We start from the raw sequence: 18,147 nt of genomic DNA, 5'->3' as shown, positions 1-18,147 counted from the left end.
CTCAGTGCCGCGCCGCCGCGCGCTCCTCGGCGAGGATCGGCTCCCACTGCTTCTCCAGCTCGCGCTCCTCCGCGTCGGGGAGGAACCCGGCGGGGGCGAAGCGACGCGACGGCACCGGCGGGTCTTCCGTGTTCTCGCCGCCGCCGTTGCGGATCGCCTTCACCGTCGCGATGACAGCCATGACGATGACGATGATCGCGAGCACCACGAAGATGATCGACAGCGTTCCCTGCACCGCGGTGTTGCGGATGACGGCCTGCAGCACCTCCGGTTCGCCGAGCGCGGTGTCACCGGAGTTCAGTGCCTCCAGGTAGCGGAAGTGGTTCGCCCAGTATCCGATCGCCGGCACCGGCGAGAAGATCTTGTAGAGCGATGCCGTGATGGTGACCACAGCGGTGAAGGCGAGCGGCAGCGCGATGATCCACAGCCACCGGAAGTAGCTGCGCCCGCGCTTGGCGACGATGGCCAGCACCACGGCGAGCGCGATCGCCGCGAGCAGCTGGTTCGCGATGCCGAACAACGGGAAGAAGGTGTTGATGCCGCCGAGCGGGTCGGTGACGCCGAGGATGAGGATCGCTCCCCAGCCGGCCACCATGATCGCGGTGCAGATCCACACCCCGGGACGCCAGGAGACGTCGCGGAACTTCGGGAACCAGGCGCCGATCGAGTCCTGCAGCATGAAGCGCGCGACCCGGGTGCCGGCGTCGACCGCCGTGAGGATGAACAGGGCCTCGAACATGATCGCGAAGTGGTACCAGAACGCCATGAGCGCTTGCCCGCCGAGGGCCTGCTGCATGATGTGCGCGAGGCCGAGCGCGAGTGTCGGCGCACCACCGGTACGCGAGACGATCGACTCCTCGCCGACCGCCGCCGCCGTGCCGGTGAGCATGTCGGGGGTGAGGTTCACCCCGGTCAGGCCGAGCGAGTTCACGAAGGCGACCGCGCCCTCCACGGTGCCGCCGGTCGCGGCGGCCGGGGCGTTCATGGCGAAGTAGATGCCCTGGTCGATCGAGATCGCGGCGACGAGGGCCATGATCGCGACGAACGACTCCATGAGCATGCCGCCGTACCCGATGAAGCGGGTCTGGCGCTCCTTCTCCACCAGCTTCGGCGTGGTGCCCGACGCGATCAGCGCGTGGAATCCGGACAACGCGCCGCACGCGATGGTGACGAAGAGGAACGGGAAGAGCGGACCCGCGAACACCGGCCCCATGCCGTTCTCACCGAAGATGCTGACCGCGGGGACCGAGATCTCCGGACGCACGAGCACGATCGCGCCGGCGAGCATCACGATGACGCCGATCTTCATGAACGTGGAGAGGTAGTCGCGGGGCGCGAGCAGCAGCCAGACCGGCAGCACCGCGGCGATGAAGCCGTAGACGATGATGCCCCACGCGATCGTGGTGCGGTCGAGGTGGAAGATCGCCTGGCCCCACTCGGTGCCGGCCACCCAGCCGCCGCCGATGATCGCGGCCATGAGCAGCACGAAGCCGATGATCGAGACCTCGGTCACCTTGCCGGGGCGCAGATAGCGGAGGTACACGCCCATGAAGAGGGCGATCGGGATGGTCATCGCGACGGAGAAGACGCCCCACGGGCTCTCACCGAGGGCGTTGACGACGACGAGCGCGAGGATCGCGACGATGATGAGCATGATGAGCAGCGAGGCGATGATCGCCGCGGTGCCGCCGATCTTGCCGAGCTCCTGCCGCGCCATCTGGCCGATGGTCCGGCCGCCGCGCCGCATCGAGAAGAAGAGCACCGTGTAGTCCTGCACGGCTCCCGCGAGCACGACGCCCACGATGATCCAGATGGTGCCGGGGAGGTAGCCCATCTGCGCCGCGAGCACGGGGCCCACGAGCGGTCCGGCGCCGGCGATGGCGGCGAAGTGGTGTCCGTAGAGCACCCGCCGGTCGGTGGGGACGTAGTCCTTGCCGTCCTGCTTCACCTCCGCGGGCGTGGCGCGGCGGTCGTCGGGGCGGGTGATGTACCGCTCGATGACCTTGGAGTAGAAGCGGTAGCCGATCAGGTAGGTGCAGACGGCGGCGAACACGAACCAGATCGCGTTCACGGTCTCGCCGCGCACGATGGCGAGCATCACCCAGGCGACACCGCCGAGGAGGGCGATGGCCGTCCACAGCAGGATCTTCGGCAGGGTCCAGCGGCGGCTCTTCGCCTCGTGCTCCGCGGAGAGGGCGACGGGTGGGAGGTTCGGGTCGGTCTCGATGACGGGCTCGTCGTCGACGAGTCCGGCGCCGTCGCGGCGGCGCGACGAAGGTGCGGTCATGGGGTTCTCCTCTGGGGGCGCATCATTGCGTCTCCCCACGGTAGGGAGTGCGCCCCGCCGTCGCGCCCGGATCGGGGGACGTTGCGACGAGCGGCGGCGGTCGTGCGACGAACGGACCGCCCGCACGTCGGCACGGCTGCACGACCTGGAGACGACGGCACGTCGGCACGGTTGCACGACCTGGAGACGACGGCACGGCCGCACGAGGGATTCCCTCGTGCGGCCGTGACCGTGTCGTGCATCCGTTCCGGGATCAGCCGGCGGTGTCGGCCTCCGGGGTCGGGGTCGGGTCCGGGATCGGAGCCGGATCCGGCGTCGGGGCCGGAGTCGGGTCCGGGGTCGGAGTCGGCGTCGGATCCGGATCCGGGGTCGGGTCCGGGGTCGGCGCGGGGGCCGGGGCGACGGCCGCGGGTGTCGTGACCGTCACCACGGTGCGCACAGCCGAGTCGCCGTACTGGACGAGTCCGAGGTAGCGGGTGCCGGCGGTCAGGCCGGACCAGCTCAGCTCGTAGCTCGTCTTCTCCCCGCGGACCGCGGCGATCGGATTCGGCGTGGCGGTGAACGCCCCCTCCCCGTCCGGGAGCACGGTGGCGTAGGTCATGTCCCACGTCATCGGCCCGGTGGTCGCGTACACGTTCGCCACGACCAGGTACGTGCCGGCGGTCGGTGCGGGGATCGTCACCTGCTCGTCGGCCGAGCCCGTCGCCGACTGCCAGCGCTCGTAATAGCGCAGGTCGTCGGGGCTCACGACCCGGTAGACGGTGAGGTCGAGATCGCTGCCCTCGTCGTCCGAGGAGTCGAGGTCGAACCGGGAGAGCGTGGCGCCCTCCGGCACGTCGACGATCCAGGACACGTCCTTGTTCGCGTCGCCCGAGTTCTCGTTCCCGGAGTGCCCCTCGACCGGGTTGTCCGGGTCGCTGAGCAGCTGGAACGGGGTGAGACCGGAGACGCCCAGCGCCAGGTCGCCGTCGAGGCCGGGGACGATGTCCACCGTCGTGCTGCCGTCGACGCCGCTGCCGGTGACCTCGGCCGGGGCATCCGCCGTGACCGGGAACACCGCGATCGGCGAGCGCACCGTGTTCTTCTTGCTCGTCCAGGTGAGCGAACCCGTGGCCCACTGCTCGACCGGCGCGGTGGTGCTGTCGAACGTGACCGTGAAGGTCTTCGTCTGCCCCGGCTTGTCGAAGGCGAGCTGAGACGGAGTGACGGTGACGTTCACACCAGGGACGGACGCCTTCGCGGTGAACACGCCCTTCTCGGTCGACGTGACGGTGCGGGTGACGGTCTGCGCGCTGGCCAGGGAGCCGATCGAGATCGACGCCTGGTTCAGGTCGCTGCCGTCGATGGGGTCGATGCCGGGGAAGTCCGACAGCCCCTTCCCGTCGAGGAACGCCGCCCAGTCCTTGAAGCCGTTGAGGTACAGCAGCCCGGGGTTCAGGTAGCGCGTCGCGTCGACCTGTCCGGCACCCTGCTCGAACGGGTTCGTGTTCTTCGAGCCGTCGGGGAGCACGGTGTCGTACGCGGTGGTCATCAGGGCCGACCGGATCTCCGCCGGGGTGGCCCGCGGGTGCTCCCCCAGGTACAGCGCGCCGAGGCCGGCGATGTGCGGGGAGGCCATCGACGTCCCGGAGAGGATTCCGAAGGTCGGGTCCTCGCCCGGCGCGTTGTGCGTCGCGGCGAGGATCGCGACGCCCGGAGCGGCGATGTCCGGCTTGAGGACGTCTGTGCCGTCGGCCAGGACCGGCCCTCGGCTCGAGAAGCCCGCGATCTGCGGCGTCGGCGTGGTCACACCGGTGGTGTTCTCGCCCACGAGGGTGATCGGCCGATCGACGCCGCCCTGCACGTACGCGAGCACGGCTTCCCGGTGCACGGCGTTCAGGTGCACGGTCGGCACCGCGTGGAAGTCGTTGTCGAGGGAGTCCGCACCACCGGGCACGTTCACCAGCACCATGCCGATGCCCCCGGCGTCCTTCACGACCTGGGACTTCTCGGCGCGGGCGTTGCCGCCGCGGTCGCAGACGACGATGTGTCCGGCGACCTTCGCCGGATCGAGCGTGCCCGGCAGGCACAGCTGCGCATCCGCCGCACCGGGCGCGGCGGCATCCACCGCGGCGATGGAGGGCCCAGAGACGCTCTCGCCGAACGGCACGCTCACCGAGGCCCCGGCCTGCGCGAAGCCGTCGAACTGCACGGTCCCCTCCCACGTCGGGATGGTGGAGGCGGCGACCGTCGTGTACCACGGCGACGCGTGGTCGGCGGTGACCGGATCGGGGCCGTCGTTGCCGGCACTGGTCGCGACGAAGACGCCGGCGGCGGCGGCGTTGAGGAACGCCAGGTCCTCCGGAGCCATCACGGTGCTCGCGGCGCCGCCGCCGATCGAGTAGTTGATCACGTCGACGCCGTCGGCGACGGCCTGGTCGATCGCGGCCACGAGGTCGCTCAGCGCGCAGATGTCATCGGTGGTCACGGTCGTGTCCGGCCCGACGTAGCAGGCCTTGTAGGCCGCGACCTTCGCGCCGGGGGCGACGCCCGAGATCGTCCCGAAGTCGACGCCCTCCACCGCGGCGTCCACTCCGAAGTTGCCGGCGGCGGTGCTCGCCGTGTGCGAGCCGTGGCCGTCGCCGTCGCGCGGCGACAGGTAGTCGTGCTGGAAGTCGAACCCGGCGGCCCGGGCTCCCGTGAAGAAGTACTGTCCGCCGATGAGCTTGGTCGAATAGTCCCGCTCGTCCCAGTCCTGGCCCTCGACCATCGCGGCACGGAACTGCCCGCCGTCGGACTTGTCGAAGTACACGTAGGTGCCGTCGGTATACGGGTCGGTGCCCTTGTGCCGGCTGTTCTGCTTCTTCTGCTGCTTGAGCTTCTTGCCCGCGAACGAGGGGTGCTCGGGAGCGATGCCGGTGTCGATCACGCCGACCACGACGCCCTCGCCGGCCTTCTTCACTCCTCCGGTCTGCTGCCACACCCCGCCGCGGCCCTTGCGGTCGTCGCCGAGGCCGAGGTAGTCGGTGGAGGTCTGCGCATCGGGGTGACGGATCTCGTCGGGATACACCCCGAGGACGTCCTTCGAGGCGCGGAGCTGGTCCACCTGCTCGCCCGAGAGGTCGGCGCTGAATCCGTTGAGCACGACCTGGTAGGTCGTGTCCGGCGTGACGCCGACGTCGTTGATGAGGGTGGACTGCTCGGACTCGAGGTGCTTGACGTAGCGCTGCGCGTCCTGCGACTGCGTCTCGAGCTGCTCGCCCTCGTCGGGCTTCGTCGCCTTGAGTCCCTTGACGTCGCCTTCGTAGCTGGCGAGGGGATCGGCTTTCATGATCACGATGTAGTGCCCGGGGGTGCCGCCGACCGGAACGGGATGCGTCACCTCCCCGGTCGTTGCGAAGCCTGCGGTTGCCGTCGACGCGATGAACAGCGTGGCCAGGGTGGCGGCCGCTGTCATCCGGAGGGGTGTTCGACCCATCTTTCACTCCCGATGATCACGGTGCGGCGTCCTTGCCGCACCGCGGATCACGATAGCCCCGCTCATCGGCGCCGGAACGAGAACTGAACGATGGTCGCATCCGGTCGCGCCGATCGGTCAGGGTCGGCGGCGGCCGCACCCGGCGAAGGTCGCCAGTAAGCTGGAAGGGTGGCCCGCTCCTCCGTCCTGTCGACCAGAGTGCTGCTCATCTGCGCAGCGATCGGCGTCGCCACGGGCATCCTCGGCGGCATCGCCGGATGGGTCACGCCCGTCCTGCTCGCGAGTCCGCTGCTGTTCCTCTACGGCCTCGTGCTCGGCTCGCACGTCCTCCCGGGCATCATCGCGCAGGAGGTGCTGCGGCTGCCGTTCGTGGCCCTCATCACGCACGTGTTCGCGGCCCTCATCGCGAGCGCGTTCAACCCGGCCTGGTCGCTGCGATTCGTCGGCACGGCCCTGCTGTTCGGTCTCATCCAGGAGGGCGTCGCCGCCCTCACCCGCTACCGGTCGTGGGGCGCGTGGCGCTTCTTCGTCTCGGCGGTCGTCATCGGCATCGTGGTCGCGGTCGTGGTGTTCTTCGCCGCGAACCTCGCGGTCATGCCGCTGTGGGCCCAGCTGCTGTACCTGACGATCTCCGTCCTGGGCCCGGTGGCCTGGACCGCGATCGGCCTCGCCATCGGCTCCGCGCTGCGCACCGCCGGCGTCGTCCGCCGCTGATCGCGACCACGGCGTTCTGGTGACGCAGGTAAGGCTCAGCTAAGTTAGAGGCACACCCACCGTCGATCCAGGGACGTGCCGTGCGCCCATCCGCACCCCTCCTCCGCGTGCGCGAGCTGACCCTCACCCACGCGGACGCCGCGCACCCGTCTCCGCGTGACGTGACCTTCGACATCCACCCGGGCGAGGTCGTGCTCCTGCTCGGCCCCTCCGGCTCCGGGAAGTCGACGCTCACCCTCGCCCTCAACGGCCTCATCCCGCACGCGCTGCCCGCGGCGATGACCGGCACGGTCGAAGCCGGGGGCGTCGACACCACCGCCGCACACACCGCGACGCTCAGCACGCACGTCGCGATGGTCTTCCAGGACCCCGACGCCCAGATCGTCACGGGGACGGTGTACGACGAGGTCGCCTTCGGGCCCGAGAACCTCCTCCTCCCCCTCGACACCGTGCGCGCCCGCGTCGAGGACGCCCTGCAGCGCGTCGGCCTGTGGGAGCGCCGCTCCGACAACCCCGACCACCTCTCCGGCGGCGGGCGGCAGCGCCTCGCCATCGCCTGCGCGCTCGCGATGGGCTCACCGCTGATCGTGCTGGACGAGCCGACCGCCAATCTCGACCCGCAGGGCATCGACGACGTGTACGCCGCCCTGACCGACGTCGTGGCGGCGGGCGACCGCGGCATCCTCCTCGTCGAGCACAACCTCGACGCCGCGATGCGCTTCGTCACCCGCACCGTCGTGCTCGACCGGGAGGGGCGGGTGGCCTTCGACGGGCCCGCCGCGGAGATCATCCGCACCCACGCCGACGAGCTCGTCGCGATGGGGGTGTGGCTGCCCGCCGCCACCCTCGCCGCCCTGCGCCTGCGCGACCGCGGCGTGCCCCTCGACCCGCTGCCGCTCACCCCCGAGGCCCTCGCCGCCGCCCTGCCACCACGCCCGGCCGCACCGGCGACGACCCCCGAGCCGCCGCCTGCGCCCGCCGACCGGGAGCCGATCATCCGGGCGCGTGGTCTCACCGTCACGCGGCGCCGCACCGAGATCCTGCACGGGATCGACCTCGACATCGCGGCGGGCAGCCTCACCGCGATCGTCGGAGCCAACGGCGCGGGCAAGACCACCCTCATCCAGGCGCTCGCCGGTGTCGTGCCGCCGCCGAAGGGCCGGGTCTCCGTCGCCGGCATCGACCCGGGCCTCGCCTCCCCCCGCGATCTCGCGACGCGCATCGGGTTCGTGTTCCAGAACCCGGAGCACCAGTTCATCGCGGCGACGGTGTTCGACGAGCTCGCCCACGGGCTCCGGCTGCGTCGCGTGCCGGAGGATGAGGTGGCCGCGCGCGTGGCCGAGATGCTCGAACGGTTCGGGCTGGCGCACAAGGCCGGCGTGCACCCGTTCCTCCTCTCCGGCGGGGAGAAGCGGCGGCTCTCCGTCGGCACGGCCCTCCTCACGCGGCCGCCGGTGCTCGCCCTCGACGAGCCCACGTTCGGGCAGGATCGGGCGCGGGCCGCCGAACTCCTCGAGCTGCTGGAGAACCTGCGGGCGGACGGCACGACGATCGTCATCGTCACCCACGACCTGCAGCTCGTCGCCGAGCACAGCACGGACACCGTCGTCCTCGCCGGCGGCCGCGTCCACGCGTCCGGTCGCACGGCCGACCTGTTCGCCGATCCCGGGCTCCTCGCCGCGGCGGGGCTGCGGGCGCCCGCCCTCCAGCGCGCGCTCGCGCCGCTCGGATGGGAGGCGGCACCATGACGATGCCCGCCCTCGATCCGTACGCGCCGCTGACCGCCACCTCCCGCCGGCAGTTCCTGTACGGCCTGAATCCGCTGGCGAAGGTGGCCGCCTTCGCCCCCGCGATGCTGCTGCTCGTCTTCGTGCGGGACCTCGCCACCCCGGCCGCGTTCCTCCTGCTCGCGTACGCGCTGATCCTCGTCGGCGCGCGGGTCACCGGACGGCTGCTCGCGCTGCTCCTGCTCGGGCTGCCCGTGGGCATGGTCGCGATCGGCGTCGGCTTCTCGCTGTGGGTCGACGCGGCGCTGGTCGCCGACACCACCCCCGTCGTGACGATCGGCGACTGGACCCTCTACGGCGGCGCGCCGCGCATCGGATTCGCCACGGCGCTGCGGCTCGGGGCCATCGTCGCACTCGCGCTCGTCGGCGGCCTCACCACCAGCGGGTCCGACCTCGTGCGCGCGAGTGTGCAGCAGCTGCGCGTGCCGTACCGCATCGGCTACACGGCCCTGGCGGCGTTCCGCTTCGTCCCGCGGTTCGGCCACGAGCTGTCCGTGATCCGCGCCGCGCATCGTGTGCGCGGCTCCCACGGCGGCCGCGGTCCGTTCGCCCGGATCGCGCGCGGGTGGGGCTACATCGTCCCGTTGCTCGCGGGCGCCATCCGGCATGCGGAGCGCGTCGCGCTCGCGATGGACTCGCGGGCGTTCGGCGCGCATCCGACCCGGACCGAACGCAACCTCGTGCCGTTCCGGACGAGGGACACCGTCTTCACCGTGATCATGCTCGCCGTGTCGGCCGTGATCTTCGTCGTCCTCTTCCCCTGGCAGCTCCCCTGAAAGGCGCCCCATGGCATACAGCAAGATGGTCAAGCCGGAGTCGGCAGAGCTCCTTCCTCTCACCGTGCTCCGCACCGCCCGGCTGGCGCCGCACTGGGTGCGGGTGACCCTGGGCGGCGGGGAGATCGACCGCTTCCGCCCGATGGGCTACGACCAGTGGTTCCGGCTGTTCCTGCCGATCGGCGGCGCGGCGGGGCTGGAGCGCGTGCCGGCGAAGGCGAACCGGATGCTCGGCTACCTCAAGTTCCTCCGCATCCCGGACGGTGAACGCCCGGTCATGCGCAACTACACGGTGCGGGCGTTCCGTCCGGCCACGCCCGAGAGCGGTGCCGAGCTCGATGTCGACTTCGTCCTCCACGGCTCCGCGGCCGACGGCACCGCCGGTCCGGCGTCCCGCTGGGCGGAGACCTGCGCTCCCGGCGAGAACGTGCTCATCATCGACGAGGGGCTGACGTTCAATCCGCAGCGGGGCACGGAGCGGGTGCTGCTCGTCGGCGATGAGACCGCCCTTCCCGCGATCGCGTCGATCAGCGCCTCGCTGCCGGTCGAGGCGTCCGGCACGGCCATCATCGAGGTCCCTTCGGCGGAGGATGCCCTGGAGTTCCCGCATCCGCCGGGCCTCGAGGTGGTGTGGATCGTGCGGCCGCAGGAGATCCCGCCCGGGGCCCTGGCGCTGGACACCCTCGCCCGCACCGACCTGCCGGATGCTCCGTTCCACGCCTACGCGGCCGGCGAGCAGTCCCTGGCCTCCGGCGCCCGCAAGCACCTCGTCGGCGAGCGCGGTATCGACAAGAACGCGGTCAGCTTCTGCGGCTACTGGAAGATCGGTGCGGCCTCCCCCGCCTCGAAGGCCGCCCGCGAGGCCGCCGCAGAGCCCCTCCCCTGAGGCCGGGCACAACTTCGGACCGGTCCCTGCTCACGCCCTGACCGGGCACAACTTCGGAGCCACGGCACGACACACCGGGGCGGACGGCGCCGCCCCGGCGCGTCGTCAGGAGTCTCCGAAGTCGTGCCCGGAGACGGAGACGGGATCCCGGAACATCGTCCCGGGGTGGGTCACTTCACGCTGCCCTGGGTGAGCCCGCCGACGAGCCACTTCTGCAGGAACAGCGCCAGCAGGTAGATCGGGATCAGGCCGGAGAGGCTCGCGGCGGCCATCTGCCCGAACATCACCTCGCGACCGCCCTGCATGAGCGCGATGCCCACCGGGAGCGTCTGGGAGTCCACGCTCTGCGTGAGCAGCAGCGGGATGAGGAAGTCGTTGTACGCGAGGATGAACACGATGATCGACACGGCGACGATGCCGGGGGCCGTGAGCGGCAGGATCACCGCCCAGAGGGTGCGCAGCGGACCGCACCCGTCGATCTGCGCCGCCTCGTCGACCTCGAACGGGATCGAGCGGAAGAACCCGTCCAGCAGCCACACCGCCACGGGCGTGAGCAGCAGGCCCTCCACGATGCCCAGCCCGATCACCGAGTCCATGAGGCCCGCGGTGCGCACCAGGACGAACAGCGGGATGATCGCCACGATCGGCGGGGCGACGTACGCGGAGACGATGAGCCCGAGGGTCTGCTTCCCGCCCGCCCGCAACCGGGCCATCGCGTAGTTCGCAGGGATCGCCACGAGCAGGGAGACGATCACCGCTCCGACCGCCGCTCCGATCGAGTTGCGGAGATAGGTGAGGATCGGCCAGTTCTCGAATGCGGCCACCCAGTTCTCGAACGCGAGGCGGGACGGGAGGATGCGGGTGGACAGGATGTCGTCCGGGCTCTTGAACGACATGCTCACCATGTACAGCACGGGCAGCAGCGCGAGGGCGATCGCGACGACGATCACGACGGCCTTCACCGCCGTCACCGCGGCGGACGGCCGGCCGGGTCGGGAGATGCTCGCGGTCCGAGGGCGTCGCTGGCGGCGCCGGGCGTCGGGGACCACCAGCGTGACGGTCGCGCTCTCGTCGACCCGATCCGTGGAGCGGAGTGTGAGCGACATGGGTCAGCCCTCTCTGTGCAGCCGCTGCCGCACGGCGTTGAGCGGCAGGATGACGATGGTGACCAGCACCAGGAAGGCGATGGTCTGCGCGGCCGCGGCGCCGACGTCGAACGTCTGCAGCCCGGTCCGATAGATCTCGAAGCTGCTGACGGTGGTGTCGAAGCCCGGTCCGCCGCTGGTCATGATGAACACGAGGTCGAAGACCTTGAACGAGACGACGAGCTTGAGCAGCAGCACGGTGATGAGGCTCGGGAGCACGAGCGGGAACGTGATGCGCCAGAACGTCTGCCACACCCCGGCCCCGTCGACCTGGGAGGCCTCGTACACCTCGGTGGGCAGGGTCTGCAGCGCGGCGAACACGAGCAGCACGCAGAACGGCGTCCACTGCCAGGCGTCCACCAGGATCACGGAGATCATCGCCGCGGGACTGGAACCGAGGAACAGGAACGGCTCGGAGCCGGGCGCGAACGACTGCCCGATGTTGTTGAGCAGTCCGCCGGTGGGCGCCAGCATGAGCTTCCAGATGACGCCCGCCATCACCGGCGGTGTCATCAGCGGCAGCAGCAGCAGCACCCGGATGACGCGGCCGCCCTTGACGGCGGCGTCCAGCGACAGGGCGACGACCAGCCCCGCCACCAGCGCGATCAGGGCGGAGGGGATGGCGAAGAGCAGCGACCTGCCGAGGGACGGGAGGGTGACCCCGTCCCCCAGCAGTGCCGCGAAATTGTCGAACCCGACCCATTCGGTGAACGGCCGTCCCAGCGACGACTCCGAGAAGGAGGCGGCGATGATGTAGCCGAGCGGGTAGATCGCGATGATGACGATCGCGATGACGGCGGGCGCGAGCAGGGCGCGTCCCGTCCACGACGCGCGTCGGGCGCGGCGCCGGGAGGTGACGGGGTGCGACATGAGCGGTCCTTTCGGGTTCGACGAGGGGATCAGTCGGCCAGGGACTGCCAGGTGTCCCAGGTGTTCTGCATCGCCTGTTCGGCGGTGAGGCCGCCCTGCAGCATCAGCGCCAGGTTGTCGCTGAGCGACTGGATCATCTCCGGCGCCTGCGGCGAGGTCGGCCAGGACTGCGCGTTGGGCAGCACCTCGGCGGCGACCGCCGAGACCTCGGGGGCGAACTCGACGTACTCCGGGCTCTCCAGGGTGGAGGTACGGGTGGGGTCGACACCGGAGCCGGTCGTCGTGATGAGCTTCTCGTTCGTCTCCTTCGACGAGGCGAACGCGACGAACTGCTTCGCGAGGTCCTCATCGCTCGCGTTCGGGCTGATGCCCATCGCCCATCCGGCGTTGAGGGCTCCGGAGACCTTGCCCTCGGGACCCACCGGCAGCGGGGCGACACCCCAGCCGTCGACGATCTTCGACTGCTCGGGGTCCTGCGCGAACACACCCAGGTCGGTCCAGAACTCGATCATCCCGACCGACCCGGACAGGAACTGGGGCAGCGCCTGCTCGAACCCGATCTCCAGCGGGCTGGGGAGTGCCGACGGCGCGGCGTCGAGCATCGACTGCGCGGCGGCCACCGCGTACTCGGTGTCGAGCTGCGGCATCTGCGGGTCGATGGGGTCGGGAGACATCGTCGCGAGCCGGTTGAAGAACGTCGAGCCGATGTTGAACGCGCTCTTCGAGCCGAGCAGCGCGTTGCCGTAGACGCCGTTCGCCTTCTCGGCGTCGGTGATCTTCTTCGAGACCTCGATGTACTCGTCCCACGTGGTCGGGACCTCGACGCCGTTCCGCTCGAAGATCGCCTTGTTGTAGAAGAGCACGTGCGTGTCGCCGTCGATCGGCAGACCGTAGGTGGCGTCCTCGTACTGCGAGTACGGCCCGAAGATCGCCTCGATGAAGTCGCCGGAGTCGATGTCCTCGTCGGATTCGACCCAGTCGGTGATGTCGGCGAGCGCCCCGGCGTCGGCGAGGGCGCCGACCGACGTGTACCAGTACTGGATGACGTCGTAGTTGTTGGTGCCGGACTGCGCGTCGAGGATCGCCTTGGTCTGGATCTGGTCGTAGGGGACGACCTCGACCTCGACCTCGACGCCGGTCTCGGCCTCGAAGTCCTTCTCGAGGATGGCCCCCGCGCCCTCCTGGGGTGCGGCGATGAGGACCTTCAGGGTCTTGTCCCCTCCGTCGCCGGAGGGGCCTCCCGCGTCCCCGCCGCAGCCGGCGAGCACGAGGCCCGCCGTGGATGCCAGGGCGATGACGGGAAGGGCACGGCGCACGAGGCGCGCGGTCGGAGAGGGGCGTCGTTGCCTGCTCATGGTGGTGTCCTTTCGATGGTTCTTCTCGGGTGAGAGGGGGGGAACGTCAGGCGCCGGATCGGGGGTCCGGCGTCCAGGGGCGGTCGACCTTGTCGCCGTCCACCCAGGGGGTCTTGACGAAGACCGCACGGAAGGTCTCGTCGAAGGGGTTGCGGACGAAGTGCTCCTCGTGCGGCTCGGCGCGCAGCACGTCCCCGGCGGAGACGACACGGCACGTGTCGCGGTCCAGCCAGATCTCGGCGCGGCCCTCGATCACGACGAACGACTCCGTGTGGTGCTCGTGGAGGTGGTTCGCGAACTCGTCTCCCGGGCGGAGCACGACGACGCCGAAGGCCGCGTCCTCCGCCTGGGCGAGGTATCCCGGACCCCAGTCGCCGAACCGCAGTGCGGCGTCGGCGGTCCGCAGCACGTCGGCGCTCATGCGGGCACCGGGGCCTCGGTGGCCGCGCGGAACAGCTCGTACGCGTCGGCGGGGTCGAGGTCGTCGTGCACGACGGCGCGGACGGCGGTCATCATCGCGGCGGGGGCGGCGCTCTGGAAGATGTTGCGCCCCATGTCGACGCCGGCCGCCCCGGCTCGCACGGCGCGGGAGGCCATGGTGAGCGCGTCGAGCTCCGGCAGCTTCTTGCCGCCCGCCATGATGACCGGGACGGGGCATCCGGCCACCACATCCTCGAAGCCCTTGTCGCAGTAGTAGGTTTTGACCAGCTGCGCGCCGAGCTCGGCGATGATGCGGGTCGCGAGTCCGAGGTATCGGGCGTCGCGCACCAGCTCCTTGCCCACCGCGGTGACGCCGAGCACGGGGATCCCGGCCGCGTACCCCTGGTCGACGAGGGTGGTGAGGTTGCGGATGCTGCGGCTCTCGTGCTCGCCGCCGACGAAGACCTGCACGGCCACGGCGTCGGCGTTGAGACGGACGGCGTCCTCCATCGCCATCGCCGTGTACTCGTCGGAGAGGTCCTTGAGAATCGACGGGCCCCCGGAGGCGCGGAGCACGAGTCCGGCGCGCGTCGCCGGCGGGAGGGAGGTGCGCAGCGCGCCTCTCGTGCCCATCAGCGCGTCCGCCTGCGCGGCGAGCGGCGCGATGTTGAGGTCGATGCGCTCGAGTCCCGACGTCGGCCCCTGGAAGTAGCCGTGGTCGAAGGCGAGCATGACCGTGCGTCCGGTCTCGGGGTCGAGGATGCGCGACAGGCGGTTCTGCATGCCCCAGTCGAGGTTGGCGGCGCCACGGATGTTCTGCGTGAAACGGACGCCGGGCGTCCCGACGTGGAACTGCTTGGCGTCGGCGTTGCCGTCGAGGTCTGCCATGGAGGTCTCCTTCGTGTTGTCGTCAGCCGATGTGGCCCACGGGCGAGAGGCGGGGGGTGGAGGGGTCGAGGGGGCCGCGGGCCGCCCCGGGCGGGGTGAAGAGCGGGGGGAGGTCGGGGCCGGAGATCGTCAGGACGTCGCGGTAGATGCGGTGCCACCGCTCGGTCACCGCGCGGTACTGCTCGTGCTCGGCGGGGTCGACGCGTTCGACCCGCTCGGCGTCGCCCATGGGCGGGAGCGTGGCGCCGACGCCGGCGGCGGCCAGCCGGGCGGCCCCGTACGAGGTGGCCTCGGGGGCGGGGGTGACGCGCGTGTCCAGTCCGGTGACGCCGGCGATGATCCGGGGCCACAGCGCCCCGGCGCTCGACCCGCCGGTGAAGGTGACGGTGCCGTCCGCGACGGCGCGGCCCGCGGTGAGGGCCGAGAGGATCTCGAGGTGCGCGCCGGCGACGATGGCCGCGGACTCCTCGATCGCCCGGATGAACGCGCCGCGGGAGGAGCCGGCGGCGTCGTTGATGTCGAATCCGACGAACGCGGGCGCGGCGTGGTGCCACGCGTCGGCCTGCATGACGTTGGCCATCGTGGCGACCACGCCGTTCGCGCCGACCGGGACCTCGGCGGCCCACTCCTCCATGATGCGGAAGGCGGAGCGGCCCTCCGCGCGTCCGAGCGCCGTCGCGTCGGGGCACATCGCGTCCCGGAACCAGCGCATCGCGAGTCCCGACAGGAAGCCGATGCCCTCGATCATCCAGGTGCCGGGGTCGACGTGGCAGAGGGTGCGCAGCCGACGGTCCGGATCGATGAGGGGGTCGGCGACGACGGCCGTCGTCTGCCAGAACGTCCCGGCGACGATCGTGGGGGTGCCTTCTCGCGCCGCGATGCCGTGGAGGGCGAGCTGGGTGTCCGCGCCGCCGGTGACGACCGGGGTGCCGACGGGCAGCCCCGTCGCGGCGGCGGCCGCCGGCGTCACGGCGCCGACGACCTCGCCGGCCGCGACGACCGGGGGGAGGATGCGCCGGTCGATGCCGACGAGGCCGGCGAGTTCGGCAGACCATTCCCGCGCGCGGAGGTCGAAGAGGGCGGAGCTCGACCCGCAGGTCGGCTCGGTGACGAAGACGCCGGTGAGCCGGGCGGTGACCCAGTCGCTCAGCATGCCGAGGTGGCGCGCGCGGGCGAGGACCTCCGGCTGGTGGCGGGCGATCCAGCGCAGCCGCGACGGTGCCGTGATCGACACCCAGTCCCCGGCGGTGCGGTAGATCTCGTCGGCCGTGCCCTCCGCCACGAGCTCGTCGGCCTCGGCGCGGGCCCGGCCGTCCGTGTTGGGGCAGGCCCAGATCTCCGTGCCGGCCTCGTCGAACAGCACGAAACCCTCGCGCATGCTGGACGCGGCGACCGCGGCGACGCGGCGGCCGTCCAGCCGTGCGACGACCTCGGCGACCGCACCGGCGATGGCCTCCCAGCCGTTCACGGTGTCGAAGGCGGTGCCGCCCGGGTGGCCGGGGATCGCGCGGTGGGTCCACTCCCGGGCGGCGTGCGTCACGAGCCGTCCCTCGATGTCGAAGACGAGGGCGCGCGCGGAGCCGGTCCCGGCGTCGATCGCCAGGAAGACGTCGGTCAGCGCTCCCATCGCAGGTCACCTCCCGCCAGGAACCGCTCGACTTCCGCGGCGAGCATGTCCGCCCCGCGGGCGAGGGTCTCGTGCGTCGCTCCGGCCAGGTGCGGGGTGAGGACCAGGTTCGGCTCCGCGACCAGCTCGCGCCACGGCCCGTCGGGCTCGTTGACGTCCAGCGCGACGCCCGCGAGGTGTCCGGAGCGCAGCCCGTCCAGCAGTGCGTGCTCATCGACGAGCGACTCGCGGGCGGTGTTGATGAGGAACGCCCCGCGGGGCATCCGCTCGATCTGCGCCCGGCCGATCAGGTGCCGGTTCTCGGCGGTCGCCCTGGCGTGCACGCTGACCACGTCGCTGGCGGAGAGCAGCGCGTCGAGGTCGCCCACGATCGTCGCGTCGGTCACCGTCGCGGGATCGACGAAGGGGTCGTACGCCGTGATGACGGCGCCGAGGGCGCGGGCGCGGGCGGCGACCAGCCGGGCGACGTTGCCGTAGCCGATGAGCCCGAGGCGCAGCCCCTTGACCTCGCGTCCGAACCACCGGGCGCCCTCGAACGTCGACTCGGCGAGCGGACGTCCGTCCGCCACCCGCTCGTCCACGTCCCGCAGCGAGGCCGGCACGTTGCGCACCAGGGAGATGAGGAAGCCGATGGTGAGGTCCGCCACGGCGTCGGCGTTCTTGCCCGGCGTGGTCGTCACGCGGACGCCCGCGCCGCGCGCCGCATCGAGGTCGACGTTCACGGGGCCACCCCGCGCGCAGCCGAGGAGGCGGAGGTCGGGAAGGGCCGCGATGACCTTGGCGGTGACGGGGGCGGCGTGGAAGGCGACGACGTCGTACCCCGCGGCGAGACGGGCGACCTCGGCCGGGTCGCCCTCGAACTCGCGGATCGCGGCGGTGTCCCAGGTGGGCTCCGCGATCGTCATCGTGACCGCGTCGGTGTCGATGCCCCGCTCCCGGAAGGCGCGGGTGAAGACCTCGGCGGTCATGTAGCTGTCGCCGATGACGAGGATGCGGTGGTCGGTCATGCAGGGCTCCCGGGGGATCGAGGGACGGAGAAGGGGTCAGCGGAGCGCGGCCGGATACCGGCCGGACGCGGTCTCGTTCGAGATGCCGGCGGCGTCGAAGCCGGTGTCGACGCTCACGCGCAGGCGGTCGGTCCGCACGGAGGCGCGGGAGATGTCGATGGGCTGTCCGCTCTGGTCGTAGGCGACGGCCTCGACGACGACGATCGGATGCCCCGGCTCGACCTCGAGCAGTCCCGCGAGCATGCGGTCGGCCGAGACGGCCTCGATCGTGCGGTGCATGCGCGCGATCCGCACGCCGGTGACGCGGGTGATCGCGGCGTAGAGGCTGGCCCGGGGGTCGCGGAGGTCGGGGAGGACGCCGACGAAGCGCGTGGGCAGGTAGTTGATCACGTGGACGGCGGTGCGGGCGCCGACCGCGCGCACGCGCTCCAGCACGAAGCCCATGCCGTCGGGCGAGTCGCGACCGACCACCGCGGCGGCCCAGGACGGCAGCGGCTCGATCCCTCCGCGCAGGATCTCGGAGCTCAGGGCGCTGCGTCCGTCCTCGCTGTACTCGCCGAGCAGGCTCGGCGCGGAGGGCAGCGTCCAGGCGGACGGTCCCTGCGCACGCTCCACGAATGCGCCCTTGCCCTGCTGCCGGGAGATGATCCCGGCGCTCTCGAGACGGGAGAGCGCATCGCGGACCGAGGTCCGGGAGGCGGCGAAGTGCGCGCGCAGCTCGCTCTCGCTCGGCAGGCGGTCGCCCGGCGCCCAGGCACCCTGGGCGATCTGCCCCTCGACGGCGCGCATGATCTGGAACCAGATCGGAGCCGTCGACGTGCGGTCGAGCTGCGGCAGGGAGAGCGTGGACATTCCGGCCTCTTCGGTGAGCGGGTGCGAGGACGTCGGCGTCCTCGAGCCGGACATCGCCTGTCCGGACATGTATCGA

General features: G+C 71.4%; 14 protein-coding genes. 4 read left to right on the top strand and 10 right to left on the bottom strand.

The genetic code is table 11. The annotated features are described in order from the left end of the window. Window position 1 precedes the first annotated feature (1 nt). Together KAF39_RS06555 and KAF39_RS06550 are read right to left on the bottom strand one after the other, a co-directional pair. A complete protein-coding gene (locus tag KAF39_RS06555) occupies window positions 2-2,287 on the bottom strand; it encodes a carbon starvation CstA family protein (protein WP_210676512.1) in 2,286 nt (761 codons plus the stop codon). A 253-nt stretch (window positions 2,288-2,540) separates the two neighbouring features. Beyond that, window positions 2,541-5,723 carry a S8 family peptidase gene (locus KAF39_RS06550; RefSeq protein ID WP_210676511.1) on the bottom strand — a complete coding sequence of 1,061 codons (3,183 nt, stop codon included), beginning with the start codon at window positions 5,721-5,723 and terminating at the stop codon, window positions 2,541-2,543. 189 nt (window positions 5,724-5,912) lie between these two features. Here KAF39_RS06550 and KAF39_RS06545 point away from each other — a divergent pair, with 189 nt between their 5' ends. The 4 genes from KAF39_RS06545 to KAF39_RS06530 all read left to right on the top strand — a co-directional run bounded on the left by KAF39_RS06545 (window position 5,913) and on the right by KAF39_RS06530 (window position 9,907). Then, window positions 5,913-6,458, top strand: coding sequence for an ECF transporter S component (locus KAF39_RS06545; RefSeq protein ID WP_210676510.1), 546 nt, complete (start codon window positions 5,913-5,915; stop codon window positions 6,456-6,458). Between the two features lie 80 nt (window positions 6,459-6,538). Next, on the top strand, window positions 6,539-8,206 hold the full coding sequence (locus KAF39_RS06540) for an ABC transporter ATP-binding protein (RefSeq protein ID WP_210676509.1): 1,668 nt from the start codon (window positions 6,539-6,541) through the stop codon (window positions 8,204-8,206). Beyond that, window positions 8,203-9,021 carry an energy-coupling factor transporter transmembrane component T gene (locus tag KAF39_RS06535; protein ID WP_210676508.1) on the top strand — a complete coding sequence of 273 codons (819 nt, stop codon included), beginning with the start codon at window positions 8,203-8,205 and terminating at the stop codon, window positions 9,019-9,021. Before KAF39_RS06540 ends, KAF39_RS06535 begins: the two co-directional genes overlap by 4 nt. Before the next feature lie 10 nt (window positions 9,022-9,031). Further along, on the top strand, window positions 9,032-9,907 hold the full coding sequence (locus KAF39_RS06530) for a siderophore-interacting protein (RefSeq protein WP_210676507.1): 876 nt from the start codon (window positions 9,032-9,034) through the stop codon (window positions 9,905-9,907). A gap of 170 nt (window positions 9,908-10,077) precedes the next feature. On the opposite strand, the gene KAF39_RS06525 is transcribed toward KAF39_RS06530, so the two are convergent. The 8 genes from KAF39_RS06525 to KAF39_RS06490 are packed head-to-tail and all read right to left on the bottom strand — an operon-like array spanning window position 10,078 to window position 18,071. After that, on the bottom strand, window positions 10,078-11,013 hold the full coding sequence (locus tag KAF39_RS06525; RefSeq protein ID WP_210676506.1) for a carbohydrate ABC transporter permease: 936 nt from the start codon (window positions 11,011-11,013) through the stop codon (window positions 10,078-10,080). Window positions 11,014-11,016: 3 nt separating this feature from the next. After that, window positions 11,017-11,922, bottom strand: coding sequence for a carbohydrate ABC transporter permease (locus KAF39_RS06520; protein WP_210676505.1), 906 nt, complete (start codon window positions 11,920-11,922; stop codon window positions 11,017-11,019). 29 nt (window positions 11,923-11,951) lie between these two features. Beyond that, entirely contained in the window at window positions 11,952-13,277 is a 1,326-nt protein-coding gene (locus KAF39_RS06515) for an ABC transporter substrate-binding protein (protein ID WP_210676504.1), read from the bottom strand. Window positions 13,278-13,323: 46 nt separating this feature from the next. Beyond that, a complete protein-coding gene (locus KAF39_RS06510) occupies window positions 13,324-13,698 on the bottom strand; it encodes a cupin domain-containing protein (protein WP_126894278.1) in 375 nt (124 codons plus the stop codon). Continuing rightward, window positions 13,695-14,585: a 3-hydroxy-5-phosphonooxypentane-2,4-dione thiolase gene (gene lsrF, locus KAF39_RS06505; RefSeq protein WP_210676503.1), complete on the bottom strand. Its 891-nt coding sequence runs from the start codon at window positions 14,583-14,585 to the stop codon at window positions 13,695-13,697. The genes KAF39_RS06510 and lsrF overlap by 4 nt, the downstream gene beginning before the upstream one ends. A 22-nt stretch (window positions 14,586-14,607) precedes the next feature. Next, entirely contained in the window at window positions 14,608-16,212 is a 1,605-nt protein-coding gene (locus tag KAF39_RS06500) for an FGGY family carbohydrate kinase (protein WP_210676502.1), read from the bottom strand. Then, on the bottom strand, window positions 16,200-17,219 hold the full coding sequence (locus KAF39_RS06495; protein ID WP_210676501.1) for an NAD(P)-dependent oxidoreductase: 1,020 nt from the start codon (window positions 17,217-17,219) through the stop codon (window positions 16,200-16,202). Before KAF39_RS06495 ends, KAF39_RS06500 begins: the two co-directional genes overlap by 13 nt. 36 nt (window positions 17,220-17,255) lie before the next feature. Beyond that, a complete protein-coding gene (locus KAF39_RS06490) occupies window positions 17,256-18,071 on the bottom strand; it encodes a GntR family transcriptional regulator (RefSeq protein ID WP_210676500.1) in 816 nt (271 codons plus the stop codon). Between the last annotated feature and the right edge of the window lie 76 nt (window positions 18,072-18,147).

It is taken from the genome of Microbacterium sp. BLY (assembly GCF_017939615.1).
Taxonomy (GTDB): Bacteria; Actinomycetota; Actinomycetes; order Actinomycetales; family Microbacteriaceae; genus Microbacterium.
Note: the sequence above shows the minus strand (reverse complement) of the source record. Positions and strands in the feature narration are given on the sequence as shown.

Coding starts and splice junctions, on each gene's coding strand:
- KAF39_RS06555 (WP_210676512.1), bottom strand. CDS start 2,287: ATGACCGCACCTTCGTCGCGCCGCCGCGACGGCGCCGGACTCGTCGAC.
- KAF39_RS06515 (WP_210676504.1), bottom strand. CDS start 13,277: ATGAGCAGGCAACGACGCCCCTCTCCGACCGCGCGCCTCGTGCGCCGT.
- KAF39_RS06490 (WP_210676500.1), bottom strand. CDS start 18,071: ATGTCCACGCTCTCCCTGCCGCAGCTCGACCGCACGTCGACGGCTCCG.
- KAF39_RS06525 (WP_210676506.1), bottom strand. CDS start 11,013: ATGTCGCTCACACTCCGCTCCACGGATCGGGTCGACGAGAGCGCGACC.
- KAF39_RS06500 (WP_210676502.1), bottom strand. CDS start 16,212: ATGGGAGCGCTGACCGACGTCTTCCTGGCGATCGACGCCGGGACCGGC.
- KAF39_RS06495 (WP_210676501.1), bottom strand. CDS start 17,219: ATGACCGACCACCGCATCCTCGTCATCGGCGACAGCTACATGACCGCC.
- KAF39_RS06550 (WP_210676511.1), bottom strand. CDS start 5,723: ATGACAGCGGCCGCCACCCTGGCCACGCTGTTCATCGCGTCGACGGCA.
- KAF39_RS06535 (WP_210676508.1), top strand. CDS start 8,203: ATGACGATGCCCGCCCTCGATCCGTACGCGCCGCTGACCGCCACCTCC.
- KAF39_RS06520 (WP_210676505.1), bottom strand. CDS start 11,922: ATGTCGCACCCCGTCACCTCCCGGCGCCGCGCCCGACGCGCGTCGTGG.
- KAF39_RS06510 (WP_126894278.1), bottom strand. CDS start 13,698: ATGAGCGCCGACGTGCTGCGGACCGCCGACGCCGCACTGCGGTTCGGC.
- KAF39_RS06530 (WP_210676507.1), top strand. CDS start 9,032: ATGGCATACAGCAAGATGGTCAAGCCGGAGTCGGCAGAGCTCCTTCCT.
- lsrF (WP_210676503.1), bottom strand. CDS start 14,585: ATGGCAGACCTCGACGGCAACGCCGACGCCAAGCAGTTCCACGTCGGG.